Raw genomic sequence first — 14,343 nt, forward strand, 5'->3', positions numbered from 1 at the left:
ATGGAGGAGTTCGCTGCAGCAGACGATGGAGGGTCGAGATGAGCCTGTCACGCAAGCGCCGTAAGGAACTCAAGCGGCTCCGCGGAAGCGCGGAGGAGCTGTGGGGAGAGCAGCAGGCGGTGCTCGATCGCGCGAACTCAGTCGCGCGCGAGGCCAGCCGGCAGCTCGGCCACCTCACCCGTGAGGAGGTCACGCCGCGTGTGCGCCAGGGGTACGAGACCTACCTTGAGCCGCGGGTGAGCGCGGTCGGCAAGTTCGCCAGCGACACGGGCAAGTCGATCGAGCGCACCATGGTGCCGGTGATCGGCAGCGCGCTCGGCACGGTGATGTCGATCGGCGACATCGCCAAGGACAAGCGCGTGCGTGCCGCCCTGGCACGGGTGAACCCGAAGTACGAGGAGCCGAAGCCGAGCGGCCCGGGCGTCGGGGGCTACATCGCCATCGGCGCCGCGGTGGTCGCCGCCGGTGCGATCGCCTACGCCGTGTGGCAGACGTTCCGCGCCGACGACGAGCTGTGGGTCGCCGAGGACGAGCCGACGCCGGGCCCCGACAAGGAAGCCTGAGACGCCACGCGCCGGCCACGGCCGGTGCATCGGGCCCGATACGCGCGCATGCGCGGGTCGGGCCCGTCCTCGTGCGCGCACGCCTCGACTCTCGGTGTCCCCACCGAGTTCACCCGATTCCCCCTTGCGCATCCGTCGCGCGCAGCGCTACCGTGTGAATCCGTCAGTGGTTCTCGAGCAGAGGAAGGAGTGACCGAACATGATCATCGAACGAACGTATTGCACTGGGGCACGTGAGCTCGTCCTCGGGATGCGTCCCGGGCACATGACGGCCTCCTTCGTCGTCCGCTCCCACTAGGCACCACCGCCCCGCGTCGCCGGCCCGCATCGGGCCTCCCCCTTCGTCGACGCATCGCTCCGGCTCCGCCGCAGCCCGCCACCCACACGTCGTCTCGACGCCGGTGACGCGCCCGCCGGTCCGGATGCTCCGCCTTCGGCGTCCCTCGACGCCCGGCGACCCGGCCGTCCGCATGCTGCGGACCGCCGGGCGACGCGGTGGCGACCATCGACGGAGTGCACTCGCACCACACTCACGCACCACCTGATCAAGGGAACGATCATGAACACCCAGATCCTCACCGCCCATCCGCCCCGACGGAGCCTGCACAGCCCGCAGGATGCCGCGGAGCGCATCGCGCGCAGCATCGGCATCGCGCTGCTGGCCTGGAGCCGGCGTCGCGAGCACCGTCGCAGCATCGACCGCGACGCGCACCGCCTGGCGTTCCGGAACGCACGCGAACGCGAGCAGCGCGAGCTGCGGGCGCAGTCCGCGGCCATCAGTTCGAGGCCGCTCCTGTGACGCCCGGGCGCATCGCAGACCGCGAACGCCGGCGCCACGTCCCATCCGGACACGACGGCCCTCCCCGACGGGAGGGCCGTCGTGGCGTCTCAGGAACGTCGTGACGTCTCAGGACCCCGGAGGGAGCATCCCCTCGGGCGGTTCGGCCGCATCGAGTCGCAGGCCGACGTCGACCAGGCTGACCCGGTGCAGCTCGGGCACCTCGTCGAGCGGGAACCAGCGCGCCTCGTCGCTCGAGCCGTCGACCTCGTTCGTGAGCGTGCCGCCCGTCACCGTTGCGCGGTAGACGACGCGGAGGGCGTAGAGGTCCGCCGCGGTGTCGCTGTGCCGGCGGGCGGCGTCTATCATCATGCGATCGATGCCCAGCAGGCGATCGATACGAGCGTGATAGCCGGTCTCCTCGAGGATCTCGCGGCGCGCAGCGTCGTGCGGATGCTCCTCGCCCTCGATGCCCCCGCCCGGCAGCGTCCAGCCGGAGCGACCGTGCTCGTTCCAGTGCGCGAGCAGGATCTGGCCCTCGCGGATGATGACCCCGTAGGCCGCGATGCGGATGTCCACGATCAACAGGCTAGCCCGGACCGCGGGAAGTGACTGTGGAGCCTAGGAGAATCGAACTCCTGACATCCTGCTTGCAAAGCAGGCGCTCTACCAACTGAGCTAAGGCCCCCTGCGGTGCCGCGTGGACGCGGCACCCGGTGTGCAATTGTGGAGTGGGGCTACGAGGACTTGAACCTCGGACCTCTTCGTTATCAGCGAAGCGCTCTAACCGCCTGAGCTATAGCCCCGAAAATGGCCGAGTGACAGACTACCCGACCGGAGTCGGAATCACGAATCGAGTCAGTTGTTCGTGAACCCGACCAGGATGCCGCCCGTCACCTTCACGCTGAGGTTGTACAGCACCGCGACGATCGCGCCCAGCGCGGTCGTCACGACGAGGTTCAGCAGCGACACGATGATGGCGAATCCCATGATGTTCCCGAGCGACAGGAACGCCGTCAGGTCGCCCGCCGTGCCGGCGATGTCCTGCACGAGGTCGTTCACCATGGTGAAGATGTCGGTCGAGTTCAGCACCGTCCACACGAGGAACGTGGCGACGATGTTGATCACCGCGATGCACACCGCGACCAGGAACGACAGCTTCAGTGCCGACCAGAAGTCGATGTACACCAGCCGCAGGCGCACCTGCTTGGCCGGCGTCCGGCGCGACGACTTCTTCGCGAGCTTGTCCGCGACGCTACTCATCTGCTGCTTCTCCCTTTCCCGGCGAACCCTCGACGCCCTCCCCCTCGTGCTCGGTGAGGTTCCGCTCGGTGTTCCGTGCGATGGCGATGATGCGGTCGTCGTCCGCGAACTTCGCGAACACGACGCCCATCGTGTCCCGACCCTTGGCCGGGACCTCCGCGACGTCAGAGCGTACCACCTTGCCGCTAGCAAGAACCACCAGCACCTCGTCGCCCTGGGAGACGATGAGCGAGCCGACGAGGTCGCCGCGGTCGCCGTTCAGCTTGGCGACCTTGATCCCGAGGCCGCTCCTGCCCTGGATCCGGTACTCCTCGACCGCGGTGCGCTTGGCCCAGCCGCCTTCGGTGACGACGAACACGTAGGTGTCGGTGGGTGAGCGACGCCCCTGCGAGGCATCCGTGCCCTCGCCCTCGACCGTCTCGACGACGAGCCCCTCCGAGTGGGGCACGACGGATGCCTCGAGCAGCTCGTCCCCCTCGCGGAACGCGATGCCCTTGACGCCGGAGGTCGAGCGGCCCATCGGACGGAGGGCCTGGTCGGTCGCCGCGAAGCGCAGCGACATGCCCTTGCGGGAGACCAGGAGGAGCTCGTCGCCCTCGTCCACGAGCATGGCGGAGACGAGCTCGTCGTCCTCGCGGAGGTTGATCGCGATGATGCCGCGCGAGCGGTTGGTGTCGTACTGGGTGAGCTCGGTCTTCTTCACGAGGCCATCGCGCGTCGCGAGCACGAGGTGCTTCGCCACCTCGTAGTCGCGGATGTCGAGGATCTCGGCGATCTGCTCGTCGGGCTGCATCTCGAGCAGGTTCGCCACGTGCTGGCCCTTGGCGTCACGACCGGCCTCGAGGATCTCGTACGCCTTCGCGCGGTAGACCCGGCCCTTGTTCGTGAAGAACAGCAGCCAGTGGTGCGTGGTGGTGACGAAGAAGTGCTCGACCACGTCGTCGGCGCGCAACTGCGCGCCCTTCACGCCCTTGCCGCCGCGATGCTGCGAACGGTAGTTGTCGCTGCGCGTGCGCTTGACGTACCCGCCGCGGGTGACGGTGACCACCATCTCCTCCTCGGGGATGAGGTCCTCGACGCTCATGTCGCCGTCGAAGCCGGGCATGATGTGCGTGCGCCGCTCGTCGCCGAACTTGTCGACGATCGTGGCGAGCTCGTCGCTGATGATCGCGCGCTGGCGGGACTCGTCGGCGAGGATCGCCCGGTACTCGGCGATCTCGCGCTCGAGCTCCTCGAGCCGGTCGATGATCTTCTGGCGCTCGAGGGCCGCGAGGCGGCGCAGCTGCATCGTGAGGATCGCGTCGGCCTGGAGCTGGTCGACGTCGAGCAGCTCCATGAGGCCCGTGCGGGCGGTGTCGACGTCGGGCGACCGGCGGATGAGCGCGATCACCTCGTCGAGCATGTCGAGCGCCTTCACGTAGCCGCGCTGGATGTGCGCGTCGGCCTCGGCCTTGGCGAGACGGAACTTCGTGCGACGCACGATCACGTCGACCTGGTGGTCGACCCAGTGCGCGATGAACCCGTCGATCGAGAGCGTGCGGGGCACGCCGTCGACGATCGCGAGCATGTTCGCGCCGAAGTTCTCCTGCAGCTGGGTGTGCTTGTACAGGTTGTTCAGCACGACCTTCGCGACCGCGTCGCGCTTCAGCACGATCACGAGGCGCTGGCCGGTGCGGCCCGAGGTCTCGTCGCGGATGTCGGCGATGCCGCCGATCTTCCCCTCCTTGACGAGGTCGGCGATCTTGATCGCCAGGTTGTCGGGGTTCACCTGGTACGGCAGCTCGGTGACGACGAGGCAGGTGCGTCCCTGCAGCTCCTCGACCGAGACGACGGCACGCATGGTGATCGACCCGCGACCCGTGCGGTACGCGTCGTGGATGCCCTTCACGCCGAGGATCTGGGCGCCGGTCGGGAAGTCCGGGCCCTTGATGCGCTGGATCAGCGCCTCCTGGAGCTCCTCGCGCGAGGCCTCCGGGTGCTCGAGGTACCACTGGGCACCCGACGCGACCTCGCGGAGGTTGTGCGGCGGGATGTTCGTGGCCATGCCGACCGCGATGCCGACAGAGCCGTTGACCAGCAGGTTCGGGAACCGGCTCGGCAGGATCGACGGCTCCTGGGTGTGGCCGTCGTAGTTGTCCTGGAACTCGACGGTGTCCTCGTCGATGTCGCGCACCATCTCGAGCGCGATCGGGTGCATCTTGGTCTCGGTGTACCGCGGAGCGGCCGCGCCGTCGTTGCCCGGGGAGCCGAAGTTGCCCTGGCCGAGCGCGAGCGGGTACCGCAGCGACCACGGCTGGACGAGGCGGACCAGCGCGTCGTAGATGGCGGTGTCGCCGTGCGGGTGGAACTGGCCCATGACGTCGCCGACCACGCGCGAGCACTTCGAGAACGCCTTGTCGGGACGGTACCCGCCGTCGTACATCGCGTAGATCACGCGGCGGTGCACGGGCTTCAGCCCGTCGCGCACGTCGGGCAGCGCGCGCCCGACGATCACGCTCATCGCGTAGTCGAGGTACGACCGCTGCATCTCGAGCTGCAGGTCGACCTGGTCGATGCGGCCGTGCGGGTCGTGCCCCGCGTTCTCCTCGGGAGTGGTGACGTCTGCCATGTGTGCCGTTCAGTCCTCGTCGTCGCGCTCGATCAGATGTCGAGGAAGCGCACGTCCTTCGCGTTCTTCTGGATGAAGCTGCGGCGCGACTCGACGTCCTCGCCCATGAGGGTCGAGAAGATCTCGTCGGCCGCGGCCGCGTCGTCCATCGAGACCTGCAGCAGGGTGCGGGTCTCGGGGTTCATCGTGGTGTCCCAGAGCTCCTGGTGGTTCATCTCGCCGAGGCCCTTGTAGCGCTGGATGCCGTTCTCCTTCGGGATCCGCTTGCCGGCGGCGGTGCCGTCGGCGAGCAGGGCGTCGCGCTCGCGGTCGGTGTAGACGTACTCGTGGTCGGCGTTGGTCCACTTGAGCCGGTAGAGCGGCGGCTGTGCCAGGTACACGTAGCCGAGGTCGATCAGCGGGCGCATGTAGCGGAACAGCAGCGTGAGCAGCAACGTCGTGATGTGCTGGCCGTCGACATCGGCATCGGCCATCAGCACGATCTTGTGGTACCGGACCTTCGCGGGGTCGAAGTCCTCGCCGATGCCAGCGCCGAACGCCGTGATCATGGCCTGCACCTCGTTGTTGGCGAGCGCCCGGTCGAGGCGCGCCTTCTCGACGTTCAGGATCTTGCCGCGCAACGGCAGGATCGCCTGGGTCTCGGGGTTGCGGCCCTGCACTGCCGAGCCGCCGGCCGAGTCGCCCTCGACGATGAAGATCTCGGAGACGGTCGCGTCCTTCGACGAGCAGTCCTTGAGCTTGCCGGGCATGCCGCCCGACTCGAGCAGGCCCTTGCGACGGGTCGCCTCACGGGCCTTGCGGGCGGCCATGCGCGCGGTCGCCGCCTGGATCGCCTTGCGGATGATGTCGCGGGCCTGGTTCGGGTTGCGGTCGAACCAGTCGCCGAGCTGCTCGGCGGTCACCCGCTGCACGAACGACTTCGCCTCGGTGTTGCCGAGCTTGGTCTTGGTCTGGCCCTCGAACTGCGGCTCCGAGAGCTTGACCGAGATGACCGCGGTCAGGCCCTCGCGCACGTCCTCCCCGGAGAGGTTGTCGTCCTTGTCCTTGAGGATGCCCTTCTCGCGCGCGTACCGGTTGACGAGCGTCGTCAGCGCCGCGCGGAAGCCCTCCTCGTGGGTACCGCCCTCGTGGGTGTTGATCGTGTTCGCGTAGGTGTGGACGGACTCGTTGTACGCGGTCGTCCACTGCATCGCCACCTCGAGCGCGATGTGGCGGTCGGTGTCCTCCGACTCGAACGAGATGATCTCGTCGTTCACCAGGTCGGACTTCTTCGCGTGGTTCAGGTACTCGACGTAGTCGACCAGGCCGCGCTCGTAGAGGAAGGAGTCCGTGCGCGCGGGCTCCGCGACGTCGTCGGCCTCCTCCTCGGTGACCTGCTGGTCGGCGCGGAGGTCCGTCAGCGTGATCCGCAGTCCCTTGTTGAGGAACGCCATCTGCTGGAAGCGCGTCCGCAGCGTCTCGTAGTCGAACTCGACCGTCTCGAAGATCTCGGTGCTCGGCCAGAAGGTGATCGCGGTGCCGGTCTCGTCGCTGGCCGCGCCCTGCGCGAGCGGGGCATCCGGAACACCGGTCGTGTACGACTGGGTCCAGACCGAGCCCTGCCGGCGGACCTCGACGTCGAGCCGGCTCGAGAGCGCGTTGACCACCGAGGAGCCGACGCCGTGCAGGCCGCCCGAGACCGCGTAGCCGCCACCGCCGAACTTGCCGCCCGCGTGCAGCACGGTGAGCACGACCTCGACGGTCGAGCGTCCCTCCGTCTTGTGGAGGTCGACCGGGATGCCGCGGCCGTTGTCGACGACGCGCACGCCGCCGTCCTCCAGGATCGTGACGTCGATGTGGTCGCAGAAGCCCGCGAGCGCCTCGTCGACGGAGTTGTCGACGATCTCGTAGACGAGGTGGTGGAGCCCGCGCGGACCGGTCGACCCGATGTACATGCCGGGACGCTTCCGAACCGCTTCGAGGCCCTCGAGAACCTGGATCGCGTCTGCGCCGTACTCCGGCAACTGCTGGGCCTGCTTCGGTTCGGCTGTCATGTGTGAATGGGGCTCCTGACCGTCGTCCTGGCGACGCTCCAGCCTATCAATCTTCGGGACGTGCCGAGGCGCGACGTGCCCTTCTGCGGGCCTTTCCACAGGAGGGTGACCGAATTTGCCGTGTCAACCGTAGGTATCGCGTGGACCCCGCCCTGGAACCGATCTGGGCCCCTTTTTCCAGGATGGGGCGTCTGGCCCCTGAAAGCGGATCGTCTCGACGCCCGCCTCCGGGTACCGGTCGACGATGCGCGCGGCGATCGTCGTGCGCATCATCCGGAGCTGCGTGGCCCACGCTGTGGAGTCGCACCGCACGGTGAGCACGCCGTGCTCGAGGCCGACCGGCTCGGAGTGCCTCGCGGTCTCGTCGCCGGCGACCTCCGACCACGATGAGAGCAGTTCCTGCTGGGCGAGCGGGGAGCTCCATCCGAGCTCGACCGTGAGGGTGTTGAGCGTGTCACCGAGGGCCCGCGGTTCACGCCCGGCGCCGAACGGCGCGCTCGCACCGCGCGCCGGCTCCTCGCGGCGCTTCCGTCGCGAAGTCGGCGCACCGCCGAACACCTCGCGGAAGTGCTGGTACACCCGCACGGCCTCGTCGGTCGCCTCGGCGGGCGCACGCGTCTCCGCGGCCTCAGGCATCGGCGACCTCCTCGCGCTCGTCTCCGGTACGACCATCCTCCCCCGCGCCACCGACGACCGCACCCCGCTCGATGCGCACGATGCGCCCGGCGAGCACCTCGGGCACGTCCTCGATGACCGCGGCCGTCACGAGCACCTGCTCGAAGTCGCTGATCGACGCCGCGAGCCGATCGCGCCGGCCCCGGTCGAGCTCGGCGAACACGTCGTCGAGGATCAGCACCGGGTCGCCGGTCGTCGAGTCGGTGCGCAGGAGCGAGGCGGATGCGAGCTTGAGTGCGAGCGCGAACGACCACGACTCCCCGTGCGAGGCGTAGCCCTTCGCCGGCAGCCCGTTGAGTTCGAGGAGCACGTCGTCGCGGTGCGGGCCGGCCAGCGTGACGCCGCGCTCGAGCTCCTTCGACCGCAGCGCGGCGAGCGCGGCGCGGAATCGGGCGGCGGTGTCGGATGCCGCGGAGTCGAGCGTGGCATCCGGGGCCGCGCGATCGGGCTGCGGGTCCTCGTCCTCGCCCGCACCGTCGATCGAGAGCCGTGGATCGAGCCGGGGTCCGTGGTCGTCGTCGACGATGCCGCGATACGCCTCCCGCAGCGGTTCGCCCAGGTCGGCGACGAGGTCCAGGCGGCGGTCGACGACCTCGGTGCCGAGCTCGACCAGTCGCTCGTCCCAGATCTCGAGGGTCGGCAGCTGCGCATTGCGCAGCCCGCTCGCGCGCGCGGACTTCAGCAGGGAGTTCCGCTGCCGGAGCACGCGGTCGTAGTCGGCGAGCACGCCGGCCATCCGGGGCATCCGCTGCACCAGCAGGTCGTCGAGGAACCGCCGGCGCACGCCCGGGTCGCCGCGCACGATCGCGAGGTCCTCCGGCGCGAACAGCACCGAGTGCGTGTAGCGCGGGAGCTCGCGGGTGCGCACGCCGTTCCGATTCACCTGCGCCCGGTTCGCGGCACCGCGGTTGAGCTGCACCTCGACGAGGATCTCGCGGCCCGCGTGCGCGAGGAGTGCCCGGATGATCGCGGCATCCGCCCCCGCGCGGATCAGCGCGTGCTCCGACGACACCCGGTGCGAACCGAGCGTGGAGAGGTAGCCGACCGCCTCGACCAGGTTGGTCTTGCCGTGCCCGTTCCGGCCGGCGAACACGGTGGCTCCGGGTCCGAGCTCGAGCTCGGCATGCGCGTAGTTGCGGTAGTCGGTGAGTGAGAGACGCGAGATGTGCATGCGGCGGCGGGCTACTCCTCGGCCGGCTTCACGGCGTGGCCGCCGAACTGGTTGCGCAGCGACGCCACCGCGCGCATGGCGGGCGAGTCGTCCTGCCGCGACACGAATCGCGCGAAGATCGCGGCGGCGATGGTGGGAACGGGCACGGCCTGGTCGATCGCCTCGTCGACCGTCCACCGCCCCTCGCCGGAGTCCTCGACGTAGCCCTTGATCTCGTCCAGCTCGGGATCCTGCTGGAGCGCGCGCACGAGGAGCTCGAGCAGCCAGGAACGCACCACCGTGCCGCGCTGCCATCCTGCGAAGGTCGCCTCGACGTCGGTGACCAGATCCGTGCGCTTCGCGAGCAGCTCGTAGCCCTCGGCGTAGGCCTGCATGAGTGCGTACTCGACCCCGTTGTGCACCATCTTTGCGTAGTGGCCGGCCGCGACCGGACCCACGTGCGAGAAGCCCTCCTCGCGCGGGCCCTCCGGGCGGAGCGCGTCGAAGACCGGCATGGCGCGCTCGACGTCCTCGTCGGCGCCGCCGACCATGAGGCCGTAGCCGTAGCGATCGCCCCAGACCCCGCCGGAGACGCCCGCGTCGACGAATCGCACGCCGCCCGCACCGAGCGTCTCGCCGTAGGCGAGGTCGTCCGTGTACCGGGAGTTGCCGCCGTTGATCACGAGGTCGCCGGCGTCGAGGAGGTCGGCGAGGTCCGCGACCACGCCGTCGGTGACCGGCCCCGACGGCACCATGACCCAGACGACGCGCGGTGCGGGAAGGACCTCGACCAGTTCGGCGAGGCTTCCGACGTCGCTCACCGCCGGATTCGTGTCGTAGCCCGTGACGTCGATGTCGTGCTGCCGGAGCCGCGAGCGCATGTTCGCGCCCATACGCCCCAGGCCGATGATTCCGATGTGCATGATCGCTCCCCTGGTCACTGTGCACGCCGCCGCGACCCCCGTGCGGCGACGTGCCGAACTCAGCGCAGCAGCAGGTTGGGCTGCAGGAGGTAGCGGTAGCTGTCGGACCCCGCCTGCTCGCGGGACGTCTGGCTCGTGATGAGCACGGGCCCGGGCTTGTTGGGGTTGTCGGTCTTGGTGAAGGCGATGCGGACGAACTCGGAGTGCACCGCGCCGAGTCCGTCGAGGAGGAACTGCGGCTTGAGGGACACCACGGTCGGGTCGCCGGTCAGCACCGCGTCGATGGTCTCCGAGGCCTGCGCCTGCTCGCTGCCGATCGCCTCGAGCGTGAGCCCGTCCTCACCGAAGGTGTAGCGCAGGGCCGCCTCGCGCTCGAGCACCAGCGCAACGCGCCGGGTGGCCTCGATGAGGTCGGCGGTGTTCATCACCGCGTAGTTCTGCACGTCGTCCGGGAAAAGCCTTCTGACCGGGGGGAAATTGCCCTTGATCAGGAGTGAGGTGACGGTCTTCCGGTCCGCGGTGAAGGCGATCAGCTCACGGTCGTCGCGGCTCGTGATGGACACGGAGATGTTGCCCGAGTGTCCGAAGGTCTTGCCGACCTCCTGCAGGGTGCGCGCCGGAACCAGTGCCGTGAGCGACTCCCCGGCCGATGCGACGGAACCGCCGTCCCACTCGACCTGGCGCACCGCCACGCGATAGCGGTCGGTCGCGACGAGGCCGAGGCTCGTCTCGGCGACTTCGAGCTGGACTCCGGTGATGACGGGCGTGACGTCGTCGCGCGAGGCGGCCACGGCGACCTGGGCGACCGCGGCCGCGAACTCCTCGGCGGGGACGAGCCCGGACTGCTCGCCGACCTCGGGGATGCTCGGGTACTCCTCGACGGGCATCGAGAGCAGCGTGAAGCTGGCGGAGCCGCAGCTGACGGTGATGCGCCCGTCCTCGGTGACGAAGCGCACGGGGGCGTTCGGGAGCCGGCTGGCGATCTCGGCGAGGAGCCGACCGGAGACGAGGACCGTGCCCGGCTCCTCGACGTCCGCGGAGATCTCGGTCTTGGAGGAGACCTCGTAGTCGAAGGAGGACAGCACGAGGCCGTCATCGCCGGCCTCGATGAGCACGCCGCTGAGGATCGGGAGGGTCGTGCGCTGCGGCAGCAGCTTCACGGCGAACGAGACGGCTTCGCTGAAGACGTCTCTGTTGACCTGGAACTTCACGCGCTCTCCCGTCGGTGGTCGGTTCGCTGGTGGCTCCAATGCTAGTGGGAGAGCCACTGGTGGCGGTGGAACAGGGCGTCGCTTCGCTCGTCCTCAGTCCTGTGCACTGATCGTTGTCGGAGGTGGACGAGGAGAAGAGGAGTTCTTAACAGCGTTAACCGATGTGGAAACTGTGGATAACCCTGTGAGAGCCCCGGAACTCCGCGGAACTACATTCGTGTGATTTGTGAGTGGCCTGTGCGATGCGCGTGATTCCGGGGATCTGTCGGCTCAGGGCATCCGGTCGCATTCCACAGGCGTCATGCATCCGTCCACAGTGGCGGGGTGTGCTGTCCGCACGTTTCCACAGGTTATCCACATGTGAAAAGCGTGCGACGAAGCGACCTGCACGTCCGCAGGAGGAGCGGAAGCGGGTGTTCGCGGGTGCCTGCCGGGTCGTACGCCGGCGGAGGATCAGCGGTAGCGGCTGTTCTGCTTGATGCGCGCGGTCAGCTCGGTGACCTGGTTGTAGATCGAACGACGCTCCTTCATGAGCTCGCTGATCTTCTTGTTGGCGTACATGACGGTCGTGTGGTCGCGGTTGCCGAAGAGCTGGCCGATCTTGGGCAGCGAGAGGTTGGTCAGCTCGCGGCAGAGGTACATCGCGATCTGGCGCGCCGTGGCGACCGCCTGCGAGCGGCTCGATCCGTACAGGTCGTCCACGGTGAGCTTGAAGTAGTCGGCGGTGTTCGTGATGATGTCGACCGGCGCGATGACGTTGTCCTCGTCGTCGGTGATGAGGTCCTTCAGCACCGTCTGCACGAGCGGCAGGTCCACCGGGGTGCGGTTGAGGCTCGCGAACGCCGTGACGCGGATGAGCGTGCCCTCGAGCTCGCGGATGTTGCTCGACACCTTCGACGCCATGTACTCGAGGATCTCGTCGGGCACCTGCAGGCGCTCGGACTGCGCCTTCTTGCGGAGGATCGCGATGCGGGTCTCGAGGTCGGGCGCCTGCACGTCGGTGATGAGGCCCCACTCGAACCGGCTGCGCATGCGGTCCTCGAAGCCGGTCAGGTGCTTCGGCGGGACATCGCTCGTGATGACGACCTGCTTGTTGTGGTCGTGCAGCGTGTTGAAGGTGTGGAAGAACGCCTCCTGCGTCTCCGCCTTGCCCTGGAGGAACTGGATGTCGTCGATCAGCAGGATGTCGATGTTGCGGTACCGCTGCTGGAAGAGCGAGCCGCGGTTGTTCGCGATCGAGTTGATGAAGTCGTTCGTGAACTCCTCGCTCGAGACGTACCGCACGCGGATTCCCGGGTAGAGGCTGAGCGCGTAGTGGCCGATCGCGTGGAGGAGGTGGGTCTTGCCCAGCCCGGACTCGCCGTAGACGAAGAGCGGGTTGTAGGCCTTCGCGGGCGCCTCGGCGACGGCCACCGCTGCGGCATGGGCGAAGCGGTTCGACTGGCCGATGACGAAGTTGTCGAAGCTGTACTTCGGGTTGAGGCGCGCGTCGCGCGGGCGCTCGGCCGTGGTGTCGAAGACCGACTGCGGCGATGCCGGCAGCTCGACGACGTTGCCGTCCCCCGTCGGCGGGAGCGGTGCGGCACTCGGGTCGCGACCGTCTGCGCCCGCCTGGCGCGCGCCCGCCAGCACCGGCTGGGGGGTGATGGGGGTGTCCTGCTCGAGTTCGGGGTTGACCACGACGTAGAAGGACGTGACCGCCGACGGCGTCTCGATGGCGCCCATCGCGGTGAGCAGTGAGACCCGCATGCGCTGGTTGAGCATGCTCGCGGTGAAGTCGTTGGGCACCTCGAGGTAGAAGGTGCCGGCGGCGATCCCCTTCGGCTCGACGAGATTCAGGAACCCCTGGAGCATCGGGGTGATCGCCTCGTCCGCATCGAGTCGGTCCATGACCGTGGCCCATGTGTCGGATATGGGCTGCTCGGTCATAATTCCCCGCAATCGGTCGGTGGCCTCGGGCGTCGTTCGTCGATCCCCGGTCGACATGCTGAACGAAGCGAGGTGGACAACTCACAGTCTCATCCACAGCCTGTGGGCAGATCCGGCCTGATTCCCATGGTCATGCGCCCGGGGCTGGGGATAACTTGGTTGTTTACGGTACCCAATCGGACCCGGTGCGACAAATGCGATTTCGCGCACCGATGGTGCTCTCGGCGTGTCGTTCCATGCCGTAACCTGAGTGATCGGCGATAATTGACGGTTCGCGGTGCGTTCTGGTTTGACCAGCGGCCTGCGAGGCCGTAGTTTTAATCAGTTGACCGCGAGGCCCGATGGGCCGCCCCAGCTTTCCCGGTCGCACCCCTGGGTCGCGACTGCGGACTCGAATCACCAATCGGAGCACAGAATGAGCAAGCGTACGTTCCAGCCCAACAACCGTCGCCGCGCCAAGGTGCACGGCTTCCGCCTGCGCATGCGCACCCGCGCCGGCCGTTCGATCATCTCGGCGCGCCGCCGCAAGGGTCGTACCGAACTCTCCGCGTAAGCACCCGGTGCTCGCTCCCGCGCATCGCATCACGAGCGCCGACGACTATCGGTCCGTGGTGCGGCGTGGTGCGAAGCGCGTGGGAGCGCACACGGTGAGCTACGTCCGGCGCACGCCGGGCGATGCTCAGCCACGGTTCGGATTCATCGTGTCGAAGAAGGTCGGCTCCGCCGTTCGGCGGAACCTCGTGCGGCGACGCCTCAAGGCGGCCAGTCGTGAACTCGTCGACGGAGGCGTGCGTGGAGTGGATGTCGTGATCCGCGCGCTGCCCTCGGCAGCCGACGCCGGCTGGCCCGCCCTTCGCGGCGACGTCGCCGCCGCGGTCCAGGGACCCGGGAGCCGTTGATGCGTGCGACCCTCATGTGGATCCTGCTCCTCCCCCGCAACATCCTCGTCCTGCTCCTCCGCGCGTATCGAGCGGTGATCTCGCCGCTCTACGGTGACGTCTGCAGGTACTATCCCTCGTGTTCCGCGTACTCGCTCGGTGCGATGCAGGAGCACGGAGTGGTCGTGGGCACGGCCCTGACCGCCCGCCGTCTCGCACGCTGTCATCCGTGGGCGGAGGGCGGCATCGACGACGTCCCCACCTCCCGCCGCCAGCGGTACCGCACCACCCGATTCGGTTTCGTCGTCGCAGCCCCCGGAAAGGACTGATCC

The 14,343-nt window shown here is 68.5% G+C and carries 14 protein-coding genes and 2 tRNA genes; 5 read left to right on the top strand and 11 right to left on the bottom strand.

Translation table 11 applies throughout. The features are described from left to right. The first annotated feature begins 38 nt into the window (after positions 1 to 38). Together QMG39_RS07390 and QMG39_RS07395 are read left to right on the top strand one after the other, a co-directional pair. Positions 39 to 563 carry a hypothetical protein gene (locus QMG39_RS07390; protein ID WP_281883592.1) on the top strand — a complete coding sequence of 175 codons (525 nt, stop codon included), beginning with the start codon at positions 39 to 41 and terminating at the stop codon, positions 561 to 563. 559 nt (positions 564 to 1,122) lie between these two features. Next, positions 1,123 to 1,362, top strand: coding sequence for a hypothetical protein (locus tag QMG39_RS07395; RefSeq protein WP_281883594.1), 240 nt, complete (start codon positions 1,123 to 1,125; stop codon positions 1,360 to 1,362). A gap of 108 nt (positions 1,363 to 1,470) precedes the next feature. Here QMG39_RS07395 and QMG39_RS07400 read toward each other — a convergent pair whose 3' ends face one another. From QMG39_RS07400 to dnaA, 11 genes are all read right to left on the bottom strand, one after another. After that, on the bottom strand, positions 1,471 to 1,920 hold the full coding sequence (locus tag QMG39_RS07400; protein WP_281883596.1) for an NUDIX hydrolase: 450 nt from the start codon (positions 1,918 to 1,920) through the stop codon (positions 1,471 to 1,473). Positions 1,921 to 1,956: 36 nt separating this feature from the next. Continuing rightward, positions 1,957 to 2,029 (bottom strand) — tRNA-Ala (locus QMG39_RS07405). A gap of 44 nt (positions 2,030 to 2,073) precedes the next feature. Beyond that, positions 2,074 to 2,147, bottom strand: a tRNA-Ile gene (locus QMG39_RS07410). Positions 2,148 to 2,199: 52 nt separating this feature from the next. Next, positions 2,200 to 2,604, bottom strand: coding sequence for a DUF3566 domain-containing protein (locus QMG39_RS07415; protein WP_281883598.1), 405 nt, complete (start codon positions 2,602 to 2,604; stop codon positions 2,200 to 2,202). After that, positions 2,597 to 5,212 (bottom strand): DNA gyrase subunit A, encoded by a 2,616-nt coding sequence (gyrA, locus tag QMG39_RS07420; protein ID WP_281883600.1) that lies wholly within the window; start codon positions 5,210 to 5,212, stop codon positions 2,597 to 2,599. Before gyrA ends, QMG39_RS07415 begins: the two co-directional genes overlap by 8 nt. 32 nt (positions 5,213 to 5,244) lie before the next feature. Beyond that, the gene (gene gyrB / locus QMG39_RS07425) at positions 5,245 to 7,245 is read right to left on the bottom strand and encodes a DNA topoisomerase (ATP-hydrolyzing) subunit B (RefSeq protein ID WP_281883604.1); all 2,001 of its coding nucleotides are present in this window, start codon (positions 7,243 to 7,245) and stop codon (positions 5,245 to 5,247) included. A gap of 123 nt (positions 7,246 to 7,368) precedes the next feature. Beyond that, entirely contained in the window at positions 7,369 to 7,881 is a 513-nt protein-coding gene (locus tag QMG39_RS07430) for a DciA family protein (protein ID WP_281883606.1), read from the bottom strand. Beyond that, positions 7,874 to 9,091 (bottom strand): DNA replication/repair protein RecF, encoded by a 1,218-nt coding sequence (recF, locus tag QMG39_RS07435; protein WP_281883608.1) that lies wholly within the window; start codon positions 9,089 to 9,091, stop codon positions 7,874 to 7,876. Before recF ends, QMG39_RS07430 begins: the two co-directional genes overlap by 8 nt. A gap of 11 nt (positions 9,092 to 9,102) precedes the next feature. Continuing rightward, positions 9,103 to 9,993: a phosphogluconate dehydrogenase (NAD(+)-dependent, decarboxylating) gene (gene gnd, locus QMG39_RS07440; protein WP_281883609.1), complete on the bottom strand. Its 891-nt coding sequence runs from the start codon at positions 9,991 to 9,993 to the stop codon at positions 9,103 to 9,105. 59 nt (positions 9,994 to 10,052) lie between these two features. Further along, positions 10,053 to 11,204: a DNA polymerase III subunit beta gene (dnaN, locus tag QMG39_RS07445; RefSeq protein WP_281883611.1), complete on the bottom strand. Its 1,152-nt coding sequence runs from the start codon at positions 11,202 to 11,204 to the stop codon at positions 10,053 to 10,055. Between the two features lie 453 nt (positions 11,205 to 11,657). Then, a complete protein-coding gene (dnaA, locus tag QMG39_RS07450) occupies positions 11,658 to 13,133 on the bottom strand; it encodes a chromosomal replication initiator protein DnaA (protein WP_281883613.1) in 1,476 nt (491 codons plus the stop codon). A gap of 415 nt (positions 13,134 to 13,548) precedes the next feature. Here dnaA and rpmH point away from each other — a divergent pair, with 415 nt between their 5' ends. The 3 genes from rpmH to yidD are packed head-to-tail and all read left to right on the top strand — an operon-like array spanning position 13,549 to position 14,340. After that, positions 13,549 to 13,686: a 50S ribosomal protein L34 gene (gene rpmH, locus QMG39_RS07455; RefSeq protein WP_281883616.1), complete on the top strand. Its 138-nt coding sequence runs from the start codon at positions 13,549 to 13,551 to the stop codon at positions 13,684 to 13,686. A 7-nt stretch (positions 13,687 to 13,693) separates the two neighbouring features. Next, positions 13,694 to 14,032 (top strand): ribonuclease P protein component, encoded by a 339-nt coding sequence (rnpA, locus tag QMG39_RS07460; protein WP_281883618.1) that lies wholly within the window; start codon positions 13,694 to 13,696, stop codon positions 14,030 to 14,032. Continuing rightward, positions 14,032 to 14,340 carry a membrane protein insertion efficiency factor YidD gene (gene yidD, locus QMG39_RS07465; protein ID WP_281883620.1) on the top strand — a complete coding sequence of 103 codons (309 nt, stop codon included), beginning with the start codon at positions 14,032 to 14,034 and terminating at the stop codon, positions 14,338 to 14,340. The genes rnpA and yidD overlap by 1 nt, the downstream gene beginning before the upstream one ends. The last annotated feature ends 3 nt before the right edge of the window (positions 14,341 to 14,343 follow it).

Origin of the sequence: Agromyces rhizosphaerae, from assembly GCF_027925245.1 — a bacterium.
Lineage (GTDB): Bacteria > Actinomycetota > Actinomycetes > Actinomycetales > Microbacteriaceae > Agromyces > Agromyces rhizosphaerae.

Excerpts from the sequence above, each read along its gene's own strand:
- recF (WP_281883608.1), bottom strand. The coding sequence starts at position 9,091 with ATGCACATCTCGCGTCTCTCACTCACCGACTACCGCAACTACGCGCAT.
- gyrA (WP_281883600.1), bottom strand. The coding sequence starts at position 5,212 with ATGGCAGACGTCACCACTCCCGAGGAGAACGCGGGGCACGACCCGCAC.
- QMG39_RS07395 (WP_281883594.1), top strand. The coding sequence starts at position 1,123 with ATGAACACCCAGATCCTCACCGCCCATCCGCCCCGACGGAGCCTGCAC.
- QMG39_RS07390 (WP_281883592.1), top strand. The coding sequence starts at position 39 with ATGAGCCTGTCACGCAAGCGCCGTAAGGAACTCAAGCGGCTCCGCGGA.
- dnaA (WP_281883613.1), bottom strand. The coding sequence starts at position 13,133 with ATGACCGAGCAGCCCATATCCGACACATGGGCCACGGTCATGGACCGA.
- rpmH (WP_281883616.1), top strand. The coding sequence starts at position 13,549 with ATGAGCAAGCGTACGTTCCAGCCCAACAACCGTCGCCGCGCCAAGGTG.
- gnd (WP_281883609.1), bottom strand. The coding sequence starts at position 9,993 with ATGCACATCGGAATCATCGGCCTGGGGCGTATGGGCGCGAACATGCGC.
- yidD (WP_281883620.1), top strand. The coding sequence starts at position 14,032 with ATGCGTGCGACCCTCATGTGGATCCTGCTCCTCCCCCGCAACATCCTC.
- QMG39_RS07415 (WP_281883598.1), bottom strand. The coding sequence starts at position 2,604 with ATGAGTAGCGTCGCGGACAAGCTCGCGAAGAAGTCGTCGCGCCGGACG.
- gyrB (WP_281883604.1), bottom strand. The coding sequence starts at position 7,245 with ATGACAGCCGAACCGAAGCAGGCCCAGCAGTTGCCGGAGTACGGCGCA.
- QMG39_RS07430 (WP_281883606.1), bottom strand. The coding sequence starts at position 7,881 with ATGCCTGAGGCCGCGGAGACGCGTGCGCCCGCCGAGGCGACCGACGAG.